15 protein-coding genes are annotated in these 15,707 nt (G+C 72.3%); 9 read left to right on the top strand and 6 right to left on the bottom strand.

Annotated features, from left to right (window positions below):
* Positions 1-18: 18 nt before the first annotated feature.
* Positions 19-417 carry a MerR family transcriptional regulator gene (locus AB0A63_RS01165; protein ID WP_360383876.1) on the bottom strand — a complete coding sequence of 133 codons (399 nt, stop codon included), beginning with the start codon at positions 415-417 and terminating at the stop codon, positions 19-21.
* 137 nt (positions 418-554) lie between these two features.
* On the opposite strand from AB0A63_RS01165, the gene AB0A63_RS01160 reads away from it, so the two are divergent.
* From AB0A63_RS01160 to AB0A63_RS01150, 3 genes are read left to right on the top strand one after another with little or no spacing between them, the layout of a single operon-like run.
* Complete coding sequence (locus tag AB0A63_RS01160) at positions 555-1,859, top strand: hemolysin family protein (protein ID WP_360383873.1); 1,305 nt, start codon at positions 555-557, stop codon at positions 1,857-1,859.
* Positions 1,856-2,911, top strand: a complete 1,056-nt coding sequence (locus tag AB0A63_RS01155; RefSeq protein WP_360383871.1) for a hemolysin family protein — start codon at positions 1,856-1,858, stop codon at positions 2,909-2,911. The genes AB0A63_RS01160 and AB0A63_RS01155 overlap by 4 nt, the downstream gene beginning before the upstream one ends.
* Positions 2,912-2,944: 33 nt before the next feature.
* Positions 2,945-3,991, top strand: a complete 1,047-nt coding sequence (locus tag AB0A63_RS01150) for a sporulation protein (protein ID WP_360383868.1) — start codon at positions 2,945-2,947, stop codon at positions 3,989-3,991.
* Between the two features lie 57 nt (positions 3,992-4,048).
* Here AB0A63_RS01150 and AB0A63_RS01145 read toward each other — a convergent pair whose 3' ends face one another.
* Together AB0A63_RS01145 and AB0A63_RS01140 are read right to left on the bottom strand one after the other, a co-directional pair.
* On the bottom strand, positions 4,049-4,834 hold the full coding sequence (locus AB0A63_RS01145) for an ion transporter (protein WP_360383866.1): 786 nt from the start codon (positions 4,832-4,834) through the stop codon (positions 4,049-4,051).
* A gap of 70 nt (positions 4,835-4,904) precedes the next feature.
* Positions 4,905-5,618: a TetR/AcrR family transcriptional regulator gene (locus tag AB0A63_RS01140; RefSeq protein ID WP_360383864.1), complete on the bottom strand. Its 714-nt coding sequence runs from the start codon at positions 5,616-5,618 to the stop codon at positions 4,905-4,907.
* A gap of 83 nt (positions 5,619-5,701) precedes the next feature.
* On the opposite strand from AB0A63_RS01140, the gene AB0A63_RS01135 reads away from it, so the two are divergent.
* From AB0A63_RS01135 to AB0A63_RS01125, 3 genes are all read left to right on the top strand, one after another.
* Positions 5,702-6,562 carry an NAD(P)H-binding protein gene (locus tag AB0A63_RS01135; RefSeq protein WP_360383862.1) on the top strand — a complete coding sequence of 287 codons (861 nt, stop codon included), beginning with the start codon at positions 5,702-5,704 and terminating at the stop codon, positions 6,560-6,562.
* Between the two features lie 17 nt (positions 6,563-6,579).
* On the top strand, positions 6,580-7,386 hold the full coding sequence (locus tag AB0A63_RS01130) for an endonuclease/exonuclease/phosphatase family protein (protein WP_360383859.1): 807 nt from the start codon (positions 6,580-6,582) through the stop codon (positions 7,384-7,386).
* A 117-nt stretch (positions 7,387-7,503) separates the two neighbouring features.
* Positions 7,504-9,549: a protein kinase gene (locus tag AB0A63_RS01125; RefSeq protein ID WP_360383856.1), complete on the top strand. Its 2,046-nt coding sequence runs from the start codon at positions 7,504-7,506 to the stop codon at positions 9,547-9,549.
* 103 nt (positions 9,550-9,652) lie between these two features.
* Here AB0A63_RS01125 and AB0A63_RS01120 read toward each other — a convergent pair whose 3' ends face one another.
* Positions 9,653-10,216 (bottom strand): helix-turn-helix domain-containing protein, encoded by a 564-nt coding sequence (locus tag AB0A63_RS01120; RefSeq protein WP_360383853.1) that lies wholly within the window; start codon positions 10,214-10,216, stop codon positions 9,653-9,655.
* A gap of 115 nt (positions 10,217-10,331) precedes the next feature.
* Here AB0A63_RS01120 and AB0A63_RS01115 point away from each other — a divergent pair, with 115 nt between their 5' ends.
* The 3 genes from AB0A63_RS01115 to AB0A63_RS01105 all read left to right on the top strand — a co-directional run bounded on the left by AB0A63_RS01115 (position 10,332) and on the right by AB0A63_RS01105 (position 13,559).
* Complete coding sequence (locus AB0A63_RS01115; protein ID WP_360383850.1) at positions 10,332-10,766, top strand: DUF6069 family protein; 435 nt, start codon at positions 10,332-10,334, stop codon at positions 10,764-10,766.
* 231 nt (positions 10,767-10,997) lie between these two features.
* On the top strand, positions 10,998-13,022 hold the full coding sequence (locus AB0A63_RS01110; protein ID WP_360383848.1) for a glycosyl hydrolase family 65 protein: 2,025 nt from the start codon (positions 10,998-11,000) through the stop codon (positions 13,020-13,022).
* Positions 13,023-13,097: 75 nt separating this feature from the next.
* Positions 13,098-13,559 carry a nuclear transport factor 2 family protein gene (locus AB0A63_RS01105; protein ID WP_360383845.1) on the top strand — a complete coding sequence of 154 codons (462 nt, stop codon included), beginning with the start codon at positions 13,098-13,100 and terminating at the stop codon, positions 13,557-13,559.
* A 97-nt stretch (positions 13,560-13,656) separates the two neighbouring features.
* Here AB0A63_RS01105 and AB0A63_RS01100 read toward each other — a convergent pair whose 3' ends face one another.
* Together AB0A63_RS01100 and AB0A63_RS01095 are read right to left on the bottom strand one after the other, a co-directional pair.
* Positions 13,657-14,328 carry an AIM24 family protein gene (locus AB0A63_RS01100; RefSeq protein ID WP_360383842.1) on the bottom strand — a complete coding sequence of 224 codons (672 nt, stop codon included), beginning with the start codon at positions 14,326-14,328 and terminating at the stop codon, positions 13,657-13,659.
* Between the two features lie 19 nt (positions 14,329-14,347).
* On the bottom strand, positions 14,348-15,703 hold the full coding sequence (locus tag AB0A63_RS01095; protein WP_360383839.1) for a DUF2867 domain-containing protein: 1,356 nt from the start codon (positions 15,701-15,703) through the stop codon (positions 14,348-14,350).
* Positions 15,704-15,707: the final 4 nt, after the last annotated feature.

Genomic DNA, 15,707 nt, shown 5'->3' with positions numbered 1-15,707 from the left:
CCCGTAGCGGGGAACCGCTCACGGCAGTGGCAGGTCCGGCGGCAGCTGCAACGCGATCGTGATCAGGTTGTGCACCCGCGTCGCGATCACCGCGAGCAGGCCCTGCATCTCCGGCGACGCGCTGTCCGCGGCCTCCTGCAGCACCCGCAGGTCGGTGTCGATGCGGTCGAGCAGCAGCGTGACGTCGCCGGTCCGCGCCTGCAGCGCCGTGCCGATCTCCTCCAGGGGCAGGCCGTGCACCTCCAGGCGCTGCACCAGGTGGATGCGGTCGACGTCGGCGGGGGAGTACAGCCGGTAGTTGCCCGCGGTGCGCTGAGCTGGGCTGATGAGACCCAGGGTCGTGTAGTAGTCGACGGTGCGGATGCTCACGCCGGCGCGGGCGGCCAGCTCTCCGATCTTCAACAGGGCCTCGGACACGCACACCTCCTCGTCCCCACAACCGTACAGTGTCACGTGCTACTGTGAAGCATGCCTTCCGAAGCCGATGTAGACGGCTGCAGTACTGCGCCGGGGCGAGCCCGGCGAACCTCTCCCTTCCGTGTCGCGGGTGCGACATGTTGATCTTCTCCGGCCTGCTGGTGATCGTGGCGCTGACCGCCGCCACCGGCTACTTCGTCGCCCAGGAGTTCGCCTACATGGCGGTCGACCGGGGCCGGTTGCAGCAGATGGCCGAGGCGGGCGACAAGGCCGCCGAGCGCGCCTACCGGGTGACCCAGAAGCTGTCGTTCATGTTGTCGGGCGCGCAGTTCGGCATCACGGTGACGGCGCTGCTCGTCGGGTACGTGGCCGAGCCGCTGCTCGGCACCGGTCTGGCGACCGTGCTGGGACTGCCCGAGTCCGTGGGCGTGCCGCTGGCCATGGCCGTGGCGCTGATCTTCGCCACCGCCGTGCAGATGGTGCTCGGCGAGCTGCTGCCGAAGAACCTCGCGATCGCCAAGCCGGAGGCGCTGGCGACGTGGCTGGCCTCGTCCACGCTGGTGTACCTCAAGATCGCCGGTCCGGTGATCCGGTTGTTCGACGCGACGGCGAACAAGCTGCTGCGCTCCCTCGGCATCGAGCCGGTGGAGGAGCTGCCGCAGGGCGCCACGCCCGAGGACCTCAAGCAGATCGTCGGGGACGCGCAGGAGCAGGGCCACCTCGAACCGGAGCTGGCCCGGCTGCTCGACCGCGGTCTCGACTTCCGCGAGCTGGTGGCCGAGCAGGCCATGACGCCGCGCGTGAACGTCCACTCGGTGCAGGCCGACGAGCCCGCCGCCCGCGTGGTCGAGCTGCTCGCCACGGGGCACTCGCGGTTCCCGGTGACCGGCACCGACCTGGACGACCTGCGCGGTGTCGTGGGCCTGGCCGAGGTGCTGACCCTCGCGCCGGAGCAGCGGCCGCACACGCCGATCGGTGACATCGCGTCGCCGGCGCTCGTGGTGCCCACGACGCTGCCGCTGCCCGCGGTCCTGGAACGGCTGCGCACCGAGCGCCGCCAGCTCGCCTGCGTGGTCGACGAGTTCGGCGGGTTCGCCGGCGTCGTCTCGCTGGAGGACCTGGCGGAGGAGCTCGTCGGTGAGATCCACGACGAGGACGACATCGTCGAGGACGCGATCGAACCCCTCGGCGACCGCCGCTGGCAGGTGCCCGGCCGCATGCGGCTGGACGAGGTGGAGGACGCCACCGGCGTGCCGCTGCCCGCGCACGACTCCTACGACACGGTGTCGGGCCTGGTGCTGCACCAGCTCGGCCGCACGGCGGAGGCCGGTGACGAGATCGAGCTCGGCGAGGTGACCCTGCTGGTCGCCGCGGTGGCCCGCAACGTGCCGGACACCGTGGTGCTCACGGCGCGCACCGCACAGCGGGAGGAGGCCCGATGAGCACGACCTGGTCCCTGCTCGTGTCGCTGGTGCTGCTGGCGGCCAACGCGTTCTTCGTCGCCGCCGAGTTCGCGCTCATCGCGGCGAAGCGGCACCGGCTGGAGCAGGAGGCGGAGACCTCCCGCGCCGCACGTGCCGCCGTGGCCGGTGTCCGCGAGCTGTCGCTCATGCTCGCCGGCGCACAGCTCGGCATCACGCTGTGCACGCTCGGCCTGGGTGCGCTGGCCAAGCCCGCGGTGACGGACCTGCTCGACCCGCTGCTGCAGCTGACCGGGATGCCCGACGCCGTGGCGTACGGCATCGCGTTCACGATCAGCCTCGTGCTGGTGGTGTTCCTGCACATGGTCGTCGGCGAGATGGCGCCCAAGTCGTGGGCCATCGCCCACCCGGAGCGGTCGGCGCTGCTGCTGGCCGTGCCGTTCCGCGCGTTCGCCCACTCGGTCCGCTGGGTCCTGAGTGGACTGAACGGCACGACGAACGCCCTGCTGCGCCTGCTGAAGGTGGAACCGCAGGACGAGCTCGCCCAGGCACACCGCCCGGACGACCTGCGGCTGCTGGTGCGCCAGTCCGCCGAGCACGGCCTCATCCCGGAGAACCAGCAGCGGCTGCTCACCCGGATGCTGCAGGTGCAGAAGACGACGCTGCGCGAGGTGATGGTGCCGATCGCGGACGTCTCGACGGTGACCGAGCTGACGTCGGCGCGCGACGTCGAGCGCGCCAGCCTCCGCTGTGGACGGTCGCGCTTCCCGGTGAGGGACGAGCGCGGCGCCTACGTGGGCCTGGTGCACATCCGCGAGGCCATGCGGGCGACCGCCGGTGGGGCCGATCCCGCCGCGCGGGAGCTGATGGGCCCTGTGCTGACGTTGGCGCAGGGGATGCCGGTGGCGGCCGCGGTGACGGCGATGCGCGCCGACCGCGCCCAGCTCGCGCTGGTGGCCGGCGCCGACGAGGCCGTGGTCGGCATCGCCGCACTGGAAGACCTGCTCGAAGAACTGATCGGCGAGTTCGACGACGAGACCGACGCACCGCGCGCAGCGGTGCGTTCGAACTGATCCTCACCTAGTCCCCGCAGGAGGAGACTGTCCATGTTCAAGCGGATGCTGAGCGCCTTCGGTGTCGGTGGCCCGTCCGTCGACACAGTGCTCGACTCGCCGTACGCCACGCCCGGCCAGGTGGTCACGGGCCAGGTGCGCATCCAGGGTGGCAGCGCGGACGCCGAGATCGGCCAGGTCGTGCTGTCGCTGGTCACGCGCGTCGAGGTCGAGCACGGTGACCACGAGTACGCCGGTGTGTCCGAGTTCTTCCGGCTGGTGGTGCAGCAGGGTGTGCGCGTGCCCGCCGGTCAGCCGGTCTCGATCCCGTTCCAGCTGCCGCTGCCGTGGGAGACGCCGATCACCGCGGTCGGCGGTCAGCCGCTGCCGCGCATGACCGTCGGTGTGCGCACCGAGCTCGTCATCGCGGGCGCGCCGGACAAGGGCGACCTCGACCCGGTCCACGTGGGCCCGCTGCCGTCGCAGGACGCGGTGCTGAACGCCTTCGGGCAGCTGGGTTTCTCGTTCCGCAGCGCGGACGTCGAGGCCGGCCGCATCCACGGCGTGCACCAGGAGCTCGGGTTCTACCAGGAGATCGAGTTCTTCCCGCCGGCCCAGTTCGCGGGCCGCATCCAGGAGGTCGAGCTGACCTTCGTCGCTTCCCCGCACGAGCTGTACGTCGTGCTGGAGGCCGACAAGCGCGGCGGCATGTTCTCCTCCGGCGGTGACGCGTTCGGCCACTTCCGGATGTCGCACCAGGAGGCGCAGGTCGCCGACTGGGCGTCGGCGATCAACGGGTGGCTGTCGCAGATCTCCGACCGCGGCCACGGCGGCATGCCGTTCGGCGGCAACCCGGCGTTCGGCGGCCAGCCGGGTTATGGCGGCCAGCCGGGGTACGGCCAGCCGCACCCCGGCCAGTACGGCTACGACCAGCACGGGCACCACGGCCACCACGGCCAGCACGGTCACCGCAGCGGGCCGGGCATGGGCGGCATGATCGCCGCCGGTGCGGCCGGTGTGGTCGGCGGCATGGTGCTGGGCGAGGTCGTCGAGGAGGTCTTCGAGGACGACGGCGGGGACTTCGCGTTCGGCGAGGAGTGACCTGATCGAACGAGACGGCGGGCGGCCCTGCAGGGGGTCGCCCGCCGTTCGTCCGCCTCAGCCCGGCACGCGGTCGCGCATCGCCGCCAGCTCGGCCTGCAGCGACCGCACCTCGTCGAGGATCTGCAGCGTCGCGGCCATCTCCTCGCGGTCGTGCTCCTCGGTCATCTGCGTCTGCATGGCGCTGACCGCCACGGCGATGAACAGGTTGAGCACGGTGAACGTCGTGACCACCAGGTAGCCGACGAAGAAGACCCACGCGAACGGCTTCTCCGCCATGACGGTGCGCGCGACCTCCGACCACGCCTCCCCGGTCATCACCTGGAACAGCGTGAACAGCGAGTCCCCGAGGTCACCGAAGTACTCCGGCGCCACCGCGCTGAACAGCTTCGTGGCGATCACCGCGGACACGTAGAGCACCAGCGCCAGCAACGCGGTGATCGACGCCATCCCCGGCAACGCCGTGAGCAGCGCGGACACCACCCGCCGCATGCTCGGCACCACCGACACCAGCCGCAGCACGCGCAACACCCGCAGCGCCCGCAGCACCGAGAACGTGCCGGTGGCCGGCAGCAGCGTGATGCCGACGACCACCGTGTCGAACCAGTTCCACGGGTCGCGGAAGAACTCCCCGCCGTACGCCGCGAACCGCAGGGAGAGCTCGACCACGAACACCGCCAGCGCCACCCGGTCGACCGCGTGCAGCACGGTGCCGTGGTCGGCCAGGAGCTGGGGCGAGGTCTCCAGACCGAGCGTGACCGCGTTGATCAGGATGACGGCGGTGATCACTCTGGTGAACCACGGCGCGTCGACCAGGACGCGCAAACGGGCACGGGCGGTCAACGGAGGGCTCCTGGTGCGAGAGGTCAACTGGTGATGATCAACCTATCGAGTGACCGGAGCCTGTTGTGGATCAGCGTCTCCGTTGGTCCTGCAGCGCGGTCGTGGTGCGGGACAACCACTCGGTGAGCAACGTGCGCTCCCCGTCGCTGAGCGACGGCAGCTCCGGCAGCGCCGCCTCGAACGCCAGCACGAGCGCCAGCGGATCAGCCGCGGGCGGCGCCGGTGCCGTCGTGAGGACCTGCCCGAGCACCGCCTCCAGCAGCACGTCGGCGAGCTGAGGATCGCGCTGGTCCTCCGGCTTGCCCAGCAGCGCGAGCACGGCCCCGCTGCCCGCGGCGTGGACGAGGTCCACCGCGCGTGCGACGGACACGTTCAGCAGTCCCGCCGCCGCCAGCCGCGTGATCCGGGCCCGCAGCACCTCGGTGCCGCCGGTGGCGGCGGGGGAGCGCCGGCGGCCGGGGCCGGTCAGCAGCAGGAACACGTCGGGGTGGGCGAGGCTGAACGCGAGGTGGGTGCGCCAGGCGGCGCGCAGGTCTTCGACCGGGTCGCCGTCCTCCGCCGCGGCGCTGGCGGACTTCTCGGTGACGTGGTCGGCCATCAGCTGTTCCGCGACCGCCTCCAGCAGGCCGTCCTTGTCGCCGAACAGCCGGAAGATCGTCGGTGCCGGGACGCCTGCCTCCTGGGCGACGGCGCGGGTCGTCACGGCCTTGGCGCCGCCGGTGCGCAGCAGGTGGGCGGCCGCGGTGACGATCTTCACGCGAGCGTCGGCGCCGGTCTCCGTCATGGATCAACGATATCAGCATCGAGCTATCGTCGATCCGAATCAGTGATAGCGTGATTGTGAATCACTGGTTCAGGGAGGCTTTCATGATCATCGTCACCGGGGCGACCGGACGGCTCGGCCGCCAGGTCGTCGAGGAGTTGCTGGAGCGCGTTCCCGCCGGGATCGTCGGCGTGAGCGTGCGCGACCCCGGGAAGGCGGCGGACCTCGCCGCGCGGGGCGTGCGGGTTCGCGCGGGCGACTTCACCGAGCCCGCGTCGCTGGACCGCGCGTTCGAGGGTGCGGACCAGGTGCTGCTCGTCTCGGCCGCGATCCGCGGGCCCCAGGCCGCCCAGGCGAGCCGTGCGGCGGTCGACGCGGCCGTGCGCGCGGGAGCGTCCCGGGTGCTCTACACGAGTCACCAGGCGGCCTCACCGGACTCGTTGTTCGACCCGGGACGGCAGCACGCGGCAGTCGAGGAACACCTGGCGCAGCAGGACGTCCCGCACACGGCGCTGCGGCACGGCTTCTACGTCAGCACGCTGGAGCACTACGTGCCCAACGCGCTGCGGACCGGTGAGCTCCGGCTGCCCGCGGACGGGCCGTTCTCGTGGACGGCGCACGCCGACCTCGCCGAGGCGGACGCCGCCGCGGTGACGAAGCCCGGTCTCTTCGACGGCGCGAGCCCGCCGCTCACCGCACCCGGCCTGCTCGACTTCGCCGACGTGGCAAGGGTTCTGAGCGAGGTCACCGGGCGGACCATCAGGCGGGTCGTCGTCGACGACGAGGAGTGGAAGGCAACTGTGATCGGCCACGGCACGCCGGAAGGACTGGCAGAGTTCACCCTCGGCATGTTCCGCGCGGCGCGGGCCGGCCAGTTCGCGGTCACCCACCCGGCGCTCGAAGAGCTGCTGGGGCGTCCGGCGACCGCGGCGCGCACGGTGGTCGAGGAGATCGCGCGCCGCTGACGACCGGAGGGGAACCGATGGGGGCGAGGGTTTCGGCCGTGCTGGCGGCGCTCGTGGTGGTGCTGGCGACGGCGGTGCCGGGGGTGGCCGCGGAGCGGTTCTGGGCGTTGCAGCTCAACCTGTGCAACAGCGGGGTGGCCGGCTGCTACGCGCAGGGCCGCGCGGTCCCCGAGGCCGCCGACCTCATCCGGCGGGTGCGGCCGAACCTGGTGACGCTCAACGAGATCTGCGCCGGCGACCTCCCGGGCCACCTCGTGGCGGCGATGACGCAGGCGTGGCCGGGCGACGTCGTCTACCAGGTGTTCGCCCCGGCGCTGCGGCGGGACACCGGCACGCCGGTGAAGTGCACCAACGGCCAGGACTACGGCAACGCGGTGCTCGGCCGGGTCGCGGCAGCCGGTCATCAGGGCGTGCGGACGTACACGGGCCGGTACGCGAGCCAGGACGGCGGCAACGAGCAGCGGACCTACGCCTGCGCCTACGCCGTCGGCAACCACCTCGCGTGCACGACCCACCTGTCGGCGAGCAGTGAACCGGTCGCGCTCGCGCAGTGCCGGGCGCTGCTGTTCGACGTGGTCCCGGCCATCCGGTCGGCGGAGGGGCTGAGTGGCCGGACGGTCGTCGGCGGCGACTTCAACCTCGAGCACGACCCGTCCGACCCGGAGAACGCGCAGAACTGCGTTCCGCCCGGCCACGTCCGCAAGGGCGACGGCGACGTGCAGCACGTGGTGTTCTCCGGCGACCACGCGTTCGTCAGCACCGCCAGGTACGGCCTGAGCCACACCGACCACGACGGGTTCCTGGTGCGCCTGACGACACCGTGATCACCCGATCGGCGTCCAGGCCCGCCGGGCGCCGATTAGGCTGCTGCGGTCGGCGGAACCCGCAGCGGTCTGCGCGCGTCGACTCGGACGGACAAGGCGCTCGGGAACACGGGGACGATGACGGAAGAGACGTTCGGGCCGTACCGCATCGAGCAGCTGCTCGGTCGCGGCGGAATGGGCGAGGTGCACCGGGCCTACGACACGGCGCACGACCGGTTCGTCGCGCTCAAGCGCCTGTCGCCCGGCTACCACGACGACCAGGAGTTCCGCGCCCGCTTCCGCCGCGAGGCGCAGATCGTGGCCCGGCTGCGCGAGCCGCACGTCATCCCCATCCACGCCTACGGCGAGATCGACGACCGCCTCTACCTCGACATGCGCCTGGTCGAGGGCGCCGACCTGTCCGACGTCATCGACCAGGGCACCCTCGAACCGGCCCGCGCCGTCCGCATCGTCGAACAGGTCGCGAGCGCCCTCGACGCCGCCCACGCCGACGGCCTCGTGCACCGCGACGTGAAGCCGTCGAACGTCCTCGTGACCTCCGGCGACTTCGTCTACCTGGTGGACTTCGGCATCGCCCGCAGCGCCTCCCCGTCCGTGACGGGCCTGACCGCCTCCGGTTCGGTGGTCGGCACCCTCGACTACATGGCCCCGGAACGCTTCGAGAGCGGCCCGGTCGACGGCCGTGCCGACGTGTACGCCCTGGCCTGCGTCCTGTTCGCGTGCCTGTCCGGCCGCCGCCCGTTCACCGCGGACGGCACCGCCGCCCAGATCTGGGCGCACATGAAGGAGGCCCCGCCCAAGGCCTCGCCGCTGAACCCGGCCGTGCCGCCGGCGCTGGACGAGGTCATCGCGAAGGGCATGGCGAAGGACCCCGCCGAGCGGTACGCGACGGCGGGGGAGCTGGCACAGGCGGCGGCGCGGGCGTTGACGGCTCCGAGGATCGGGGCGCCGGGCGGTCACGGAACGCCTGCGGGCGGGTTCGCCGCAGCTCACGCGCACGGCACGCCGCCTGGTGGGTTGCCCGCCTCGGTCCCAGGTGCGCCCGCCGGTCACGGCACGCCGCCTGGTGGGCTACCCGTTCCGGCTCCAAGCGCGCCCGCCGGGCATGGCACGCCGCCTGGTGGGCTGCCCGCTCCGGCCCCAAGTGCGCCCGTCGGCCACGGCACGCCGCCGGGTGGGTTGCCCGCTCCGGCCCAGGGCACGCCGCCCAGGCCCGCTGGCCACGGCGGTGCGGCCGGTCGCGGCGCGCTGCCCGGCGGTCCGGCGCCGGCTCACCCCACTCCGCCCGGCGCCCTCGCCGCGCACCCGACCCCACCGGCCGGGCAGCCCGCGCCCATGACCCCACCGGCCGGCCAGGCCACTCCCGGCCTCCCCGCCGCTCACCACTGGGCCCAACACCCCGGCCAGCCCCAATTCCCCCGCGCGACCACCCCCGCCGCTCCGCCGTTCCCCTCCACCGGCCCCCAGCCGTTCACCGGCCAGCCGCCCCGCCGCACCTCACCGGCCAAACGGGCTGCGCTCGTCGGCGGCACGCTCGCGGTCGTGGTGGGCATCGTCGCGACGGCGCTGATCATCGCCAACGGGGACCGCACCCTCGGGTCCGGCTCGTCCAGCACCACCCCGACCAGCACCACGACGAGCACGACCACCTCGGCCACGCCGACGACCACCACCACGACCCGGACGCCGCAGGACGACGCCCTGCTGGCCGCGCTGCCCACCGTGTACCGCACGGCGAACTCGTGCGTGCGCAAGGAGCCGGACAGCGGTGCGGTCGCCGCGGTCCGGTGCACCACCGCGAACGCCGCCTACGACGGGCGGCTGGCGCAGCCGGACGAGGCGGAGTTCCGGCTGTTCGCCGATCAGGCCGCGCAGAACGCGTTCTTCATCGGGCTGGTGAACGCGCGGGGCATCCCGCGCATGGACGACCGCGGCGGGTGCCGGCCCAAGTCCGACCCGATCCACTACGCGCTCTACTACCGCTCCACCTCGGGACCGCTGCCCGGTGAGTTCACGACGTGCTTCCTCGCCGAGGGCAAGGCCGAGGTCTGGTGGGTCGACTCGCGCACGCTCACGATCGGCGTGCTGCGCAGGCCGGGCGACATCGACACCCTCGACAAGCTCGACCTGTGGTGGAACACCCAGATCCTGTCCAAGTTCTGAGCAGTTTGCCGGCTGTCGTGCCTTCGACGCCCCAAGTCCCCGCCCCCGGCTCTGCCAGGGCAGCAAGGAGGGGGAGAGGCGGGCAAGACTGCTGGCCAGGTGCCTAGTCGGCCAGGTGACCGCGCAGGAACCGGCGCACGACGGTCTCGGGGTCGGCGGGCGCCTGCGTGGCGCGCTGGTCGATGCGCCGGGCGATGCCGCGCATCATCACCGGGCCGACCAGGGCGAAGAACGTGTGCCGCGGCGGTTCCACGACCAGGGCGCCGCGCCGCTGGTGGTGCAGGACGACCGCGTCGACCTTCTCCAGCAGTGACTCCGGCTCGGCCAGCACGGCCGCGACCTCGGGGCTGAACTTCGCCTCCCGCATCAGGGTCAGCACCACGCCACCGCGCGTCTCGTAGAGGCGCGCGTAGTAGTTGACGATCGTGAGCAGGTCGGCGGCCACGTCGTCGCCCGGCGTGTCGATGTCCAGGGAGAACCCGGCGAAGCTGCTGCGCACGGCCTGGCGCAGCAGGTCCTTCTTGGAGCCGAACCGGCGGAACAGGGTCGCCTCGTTGATCCCGGCGGCGTCGGCGATGGCACGGGTCGTCGCGCGCTCGTAGCCCTGCTCGGCGATCACCGCCAGCACCGCGTCGAACACCGCCGCGTCGGTCACCCGGCCAGCCACTCAGCCCTCCCCGATCGTCCGATAATGCAAGTGGACACTTGCATTATCGGCGCCGGATGGCTACCTTCGTTTGCAAGTGACCGCTTGCAATTCAGCCTACCGAAGGACAGGGCCCATGGCCGACACCAGCCTCCCCGCACGCCCCGCAGGTCTCGCGCCCAGCACCGGTGAGGTCGTCGTCGGCCTCCTCGGCGCCGCGGTCATCTCGACCGTCGTCAACGCGGTGATCGCCCTGGTCGCGGCCAAGTTCATCCCCGAGGGCACCGAGCGGATGGGCCTCGCCCTGAACGAGTACGCGCCCGCCACGGTCATCGGCATCGCGCTCGGCACGCTGGGCTGGTACCTGGTGCGCCGCTTCGCCGGCAACCCGCGGCGCGTGCTGCGCGTGCTCGTCCCGGTCGCCGTCGTGGTCTCGTGGATTCCCGACCTCGGCATCCTCGCCGGGGGCGCGTCCGTGGTGAACTCGCTCGCGCTGATGGCGATGCACCTCGTGGTCGCCGCAGCCACCGTGCCGGTGCTGACCCGCATCCTGCCTCTCGGCGCCCGGTGAGCCGCTGAGGAGCGCGACGGGGACCGCGCCGACGCCGCTGCGGCGCAGGACCCCGGTCGCGTGGTCCCGGGCCGCACCGCCGCCGCGGCCCGGGACCGCACCGCCGTCCAGTCGGCGCAACGCCGTGACAGAAGCGGACAGGATCTTCTCCGGCACGGGCCCGTGAGAGCGTTCCCGTGGTGCACTGCTGATCGGCTCCGGACGGGTCCGGTGCCGAGGGAGGTGCGGCGGATGGGTCCCCGGCGGCGGATCGGACATGTCCTCCTGGCCCTGCTGGTGGTGAGCGGCGCGGTCACGGCCGCCACACCGGCCGCTGCGGTGGTCACGCCGCCGTCACTGCGGTTCGCCAACCCGCACAGCCAGGCGCTGTACGGCAACGCCTACGCGACCGCGCTGGACAACCTGTTGCGCCGCAACACCATCGCCTACGACCCCCGCTACAACAAGAGCGGTCTGCTGGACCCCGGCACCGGCATCGTCCGCGCGGGCGGCGGGTACGAGCAGCCGTGGACGCGCGACGCGTCGATCAACAGCTGGAACGCGACGAGCCTGCTGGACCCGGCCCTCGCGGAGAACACGCTCTGGGCGGTGGTGGACAAGGACTCCACCGGTGCGCTGCGGGTGCAGCAGGACGACCAGCAGTGGGACCAGGTCGTCTGGGTCACCGCCGCGTGGCACCACTACCTCGTCACCGGCGACCGGGAGTTCCTCGCCCACGCCCACCGCACCGCCGCGAACACCCTCGCCATCCGGGAGAACGCGAGCAGCGCCGGCTTCAACCGCACCTACGGGCTGTTCACCGGCGCGTCGTTCTTCAACGACGGCATCGCCGGCTACCCCGCGCCGCCCGCCGACGCGACCGAGTCGGTCAGCACCGGCAGCATGCCGTGGCCGGGCATCGCGAGCGGCATGTACCTGAGCACCAACGAGGTTTACTACGCCGCCTACACCGGTGCCGCGGACATGGCCGACCGGCTGGGGCTGCCGCAGCAGGCCGCCGCGCACCGCGCCAAGGCCGTCGCGCTCAAGGCCGCGATCAACCGGCACTTCTGGAACCCGGCGACCGGCCGGTACGACTACCAGCTGCTCGCCGACGGCACCCGCGGCGCCCACCAGGAGGGCACCGGGCTCGCGTTCGCGATCCTCTTCGGCATCGCGAGCCCGGCGCAGGCGCGGTCGATCGTCGCGAACGCCAGCGGCATGACGTGGGGGATGCCCGACACGTTCCCGCACTGGGACCGCTACTCCGACGCCCAGCCCGGCCGCCACAACGCGATCGTCTGGCCGCTCGTGCAGGGCCTGTGGGCCAAGGCGCTGGCCCGGCAGGGCGACGCGAACCGGTTCGCCGCCGAGACCGCCCGCCTCGCGAAGCTCGCCGTGAACAACAGCGGCTTCTGGGAGGTCTACAACGGCACCACAGGTGTGGTGGACGGCGGCTACCAGCGGCTGGGGGACGCGGTGAAGTTCCACTGGGGCTCCGAACCCGACCAGACGTGGTCAGCCACGGCGTTCCTGGACATGGTCCACACCGGACTGTTCGGCCTCGGGTACACCGACCGGGGGCTCACGTTCGCGCCGAACCTGCCCGCGGGCTGGGGCGACGTGACCCTGCGCGACGTGCGCTACCGCGGCGCCGACCTCACGATCTCCCTGCGCGGCGCGGGTTCCACGATCCGCTCGGTCACGGTCGACGGCCGGCCGTCGCGCGCCGAGGTGCCCGCCACGCTCACGGGTGCGCACACCGTCGAGATCACGCTGACGGGAGCCACCGACGGCGACCGCGACGGTGACGGCGTCACCGACGCACGGGACCGCTGCGCCGACACCGCCGGCACGGTCTCCGGCTGCCCGGCACCCACCCGCCTGGAGGCCGAGGACGCCCACAACACCGGTGGCGTCAAGACGAACGTGAACCACACCGGCTACTCCGGCCGGGCGTTCCTCGACGGGCTGTGGGCCCAGGGCGCCGCGTCGTCGTTCACGTTGCACCGCACGATGGCGGAGCCGGGCTCGGGCGCGCTCACCCTGCGGTACGCGAACGCCCACGGCGACGCCCGCACGATGACGCTGTCGGTCGACGGGCGGGCCGTGCGCCAGGTGAGCTTCCCGAAGGTCTCCGACAGCTGGGACGCCTGGGGCACCGTGACGTTCGACGACGTCCCGCTGACCGGCCGCGACCCGGTGGTCACGCTCTCGTACGGCGCCGGTGACACCGGTGCGATCAACCTCGACTGGCTCGCCTGCCGCGGCGCCTGAGCGGAGGTGACCCACCGGCTGGGTGGGTGTGACGCACCCTGCCGGGCGCGCGTGCGCGGTCCTACCGTCGAGATCATGAACGCTGCACAGGTGATCGCGGACCAGCACGAGCGGTGGGTGTTCGGCTGGGACCGCCGCGAGGGGGACGAGCCCTTCGACTTCCGGCGCGTCTTCGGCGAGCTCTACGACTTCGGCTCATCGGACGTCCGCCTCTACGACGACTTCGACCCCGGGCACCGGGTCGCCACCTCGGCCGCCGGGTACGGCGCGATCTGGGAACCCGCCTTCCGCACCACGACCTCGGCGCACCACGTGATCGACGACGGCCCGCACGTCATCGCCGACGGGAACCTGGCCGCGTCCACGCTGCGGTTCGTGGCGCGGATCGTGACGCACGAGCAGGTCACGCACATCCGCACCACGACCTCGCTGGTCTGGCGCCGGACACCGGACGGGTGGCGGATCGTCCGCGAGCACAACTCGACCGAGGTGCTGGACCCCGTCCAGGACGCCGAGGTGCTGGAACGGCTGGGATGACGGGAGCACCTGGTCCGAAGCGTGTCCTCACCCCGCACATCGCGGTGTCCGTGGCGGCCGGGCGGCTGAGCGGCAAGGCCGCTCAGCCGGGGGCCCGTCACTGCGCGGTCGGCACCGGGTGGCCCTCGGACGCCTGCACGACGACGATGCCCTGACCCGACAGCGCGAGCTGGTAGGCCTCACCCGAGCCGCGGCCGATGACCGCGCCGAGCTTGGCGGTCTTGCGGATCGACGACTGCAGCGAGGTCGACCACAGCACGGCGGACTGCATGTCGACGAACGTCGGCACGTCCACGTTCAGCACGACCGGCGTGCCGTAGGCGGTGACGGCCAGCGCACCGGTGCCGGTGAACGTGGTGTTGAACAGGCCGCCGCTGAGCATCGACGCGCCCTCGGTGCGGTTGATGTCCCACGTCAGCGTGCTGTCGAAGGCGAGGACGTTCTTGCCGTTGACGGTGACGGACTCGTTCTCCAGGTACAGCACGAAGATCTCGTCGGCGTCCTGGGCGAGGAACACGTCCCCGCTGCCCGACACCTTCATCAGCGACATGCCCTCGCCGGTGAACGCCTTCTTGAACAGCTTGCCGAGGCCGCCTGCGCCCTCGTAGGCGAAGTCGACGTCGCCCTGGTAGGCGACCATGGAGCCCTGCTTGGCGAAGAAGTGACCGCCGCTGCCGGTGAGGTCCACCTTCAGCATGCGTTCGTTCTGCAGTTGGAAGCTTCCCGGCTCGACGGACCGTTCCTGGTGGTTGAACAGTGAGCTGCGCATGCGGGAATCATGCAGGTGATCATGGGCGCGTGCACGCCTTTCGGACGATTCCGCGTGCCATTGTGGCGAACACGATGTCGTGCAACGGTTTCTGCGCCACCCAGTACAGCCGGCCGAGCAGCCCGTCGGCGGTGAACGTGATCTTCTGCCGGTAGCGGGTGCGGTCGCCCGCGCGGTCCACGCGCATGTCGAGCAGGGTGTGACCGGGCATCTTCATGTCCGCCCGCAGCACCAGCTGCCGCGCGTCGTCGTCGCGGTGCACGACGGTCCAGAAGTCGACCACGTCACCCTCGCCGACCTCGGGTGCCCGGCCGCGGTACAGGCCGATGCCGCCGAACAGGTGGTCGATCGCGCCCCGGACCGTCCACACGAGGGGGATGGTGTGCCAGCCGTCCTTGCCGCCCAGCGCGTTCACCGTGCGCCACACGTCCTCCGGTGCCGCGTCGGTCAGGACGGTCCGCTCCTCGGTGAACACCTCGCCGCCGGTGCGCTCGTCCACCGGGGTGGTCGCGGCCCGGATGGCGTTGTCCACACTGGTCAGACCGCCGGGCGGTGCGGGCAGCACGTCGGTGACCGGGGGAGAGGTCGCGGTGAGGTCGTGGTCGAGTGAGGCGAACAGCGGTTCCGCGACGGCCGCGGACACCGGTGTCACCAGCCCGGCGACCTGTGCGGCCAGCTTGTGCGACCACAGCGGTGCGGGCAGCGGCAGGCGCACGGGCAGCCGCAGCACCCGCGCGCACCGCTGCACCAGCTCCAGGTAGCTGAGCTGCTCGGGCCCGAGGACGTCGAACACGCCGTCGACCGGTTCCGGCAGGTCAGCGGCGGCCCCGAGGAAGTGCACGACGTCGTGGACCGCGACGGGCCTGCTCGTGTTGTGCATCCACGACGGCACCGGCACCCACGGCGTGAGCCGCGCCGAGGACCGCAGCAGCTCGAAGCTCGCCGAACCGGCCCCGATGACCATGGACGCCTGCATGACGAGCGCGGGCACCGGTCCCGCGGCCACGACGTCACCGACCTCGGCCCGGGACGCGAGGTGCGCGGACAGGCCGGGGGAGTCGGGTCGCGGCCCGCCGACGTAGACGACCTGCCGCACGTCCGCGTCCGCCGCCGCGGTGACGAGCACCGCGGCGGCTTCGCGGTCGACCTCGGCGAAGTCGGGACGGTCCAGCGAGTGCACCAGGAAGTACACGACGTCACAGCCGGTCACGGCCTCCCCGACCACGTGCGGGTGCGTGGCGTCGCCGACGTGCACCAGCACGTTCGTGGGGAACCGGGCCGCCTGCGTGCCGTCGCGGACGAGCACCGCCACGTCGTGGCCGTGCCGCAGCAGCTCCGGCACGAGGCGCGACCCCAGGTGCCCGGTCGCGCCCATGACG

Origin of the sequence: Lentzea sp. NPDC042327 (genome assembly GCF_040647275.1) — a bacterium.
Taxonomy (GTDB): Bacteria; Actinomycetota; Actinomycetes; order Mycobacteriales; family Pseudonocardiaceae; genus Lentzea.
This window is presented reverse-complemented; position numbering and strand designations above follow the sequence as displayed.

What these genes read in the sequence shown, in the direction of transcription:
- AB0A63_RS01160 (WP_360383873.1), top strand. Translation starts at nt 555, where the DNA reads ATGTTGATCTTCTCCGGCCTGCTGGTGATCGTGGCGCTGACCGCCGCC.
- AB0A63_RS01155 (WP_360383871.1), top strand. Translation starts at nt 1,856, where the DNA reads ATGAGCACGACCTGGTCCCTGCTCGTGTCGCTGGTGCTGCTGGCGGCC.
- AB0A63_RS01150 (WP_360383868.1), top strand. Translation starts at nt 2,945, where the DNA reads ATGTTCAAGCGGATGCTGAGCGCCTTCGGTGTCGGTGGCCCGTCCGTC.
- AB0A63_RS01140 (WP_360383864.1), bottom strand. Translation starts at nt 5,618, where the DNA reads ATGACGGAGACCGGCGCCGACGCTCGCGTGAAGATCGTCACCGCGGCC.
- AB0A63_RS01135 (WP_360383862.1), top strand. Translation starts at nt 5,702, where the DNA reads ATGATCATCGTCACCGGGGCGACCGGACGGCTCGGCCGCCAGGTCGTC.
- AB0A63_RS01130 (WP_360383859.1), top strand. Translation starts at nt 6,580, where the DNA reads ATGGGGGCGAGGGTTTCGGCCGTGCTGGCGGCGCTCGTGGTGGTGCTG.
- AB0A63_RS01125 (WP_360383856.1), top strand. Translation starts at nt 7,504, where the DNA reads ATGACGGAAGAGACGTTCGGGCCGTACCGCATCGAGCAGCTGCTCGGT.
- AB0A63_RS01115 (WP_360383850.1), top strand. Translation starts at nt 10,332, where the DNA reads ATGGCCGACACCAGCCTCCCCGCACGCCCCGCAGGTCTCGCGCCCAGC.
- AB0A63_RS01110 (WP_360383848.1), top strand. Translation starts at nt 10,998, where the DNA reads ATGGGTCCCCGGCGGCGGATCGGACATGTCCTCCTGGCCCTGCTGGTG.
- AB0A63_RS01105 (WP_360383845.1), top strand. Translation starts at nt 13,098, where the DNA reads ATGAACGCTGCACAGGTGATCGCGGACCAGCACGAGCGGTGGGTGTTC.
- AB0A63_RS01100 (WP_360383842.1), bottom strand. Translation starts at nt 14,328, where the DNA reads ATGCGCAGCTCACTGTTCAACCACCAGGAACGGTCCGTCGAGCCGGGA.
- AB0A63_RS01095 (WP_360383839.1), bottom strand. Translation starts at nt 15,703, where the DNA reads ATGGGCGCGACCGGGCACCTGGGGTCGCGCCTCGTGCCGGAGCTGCTG.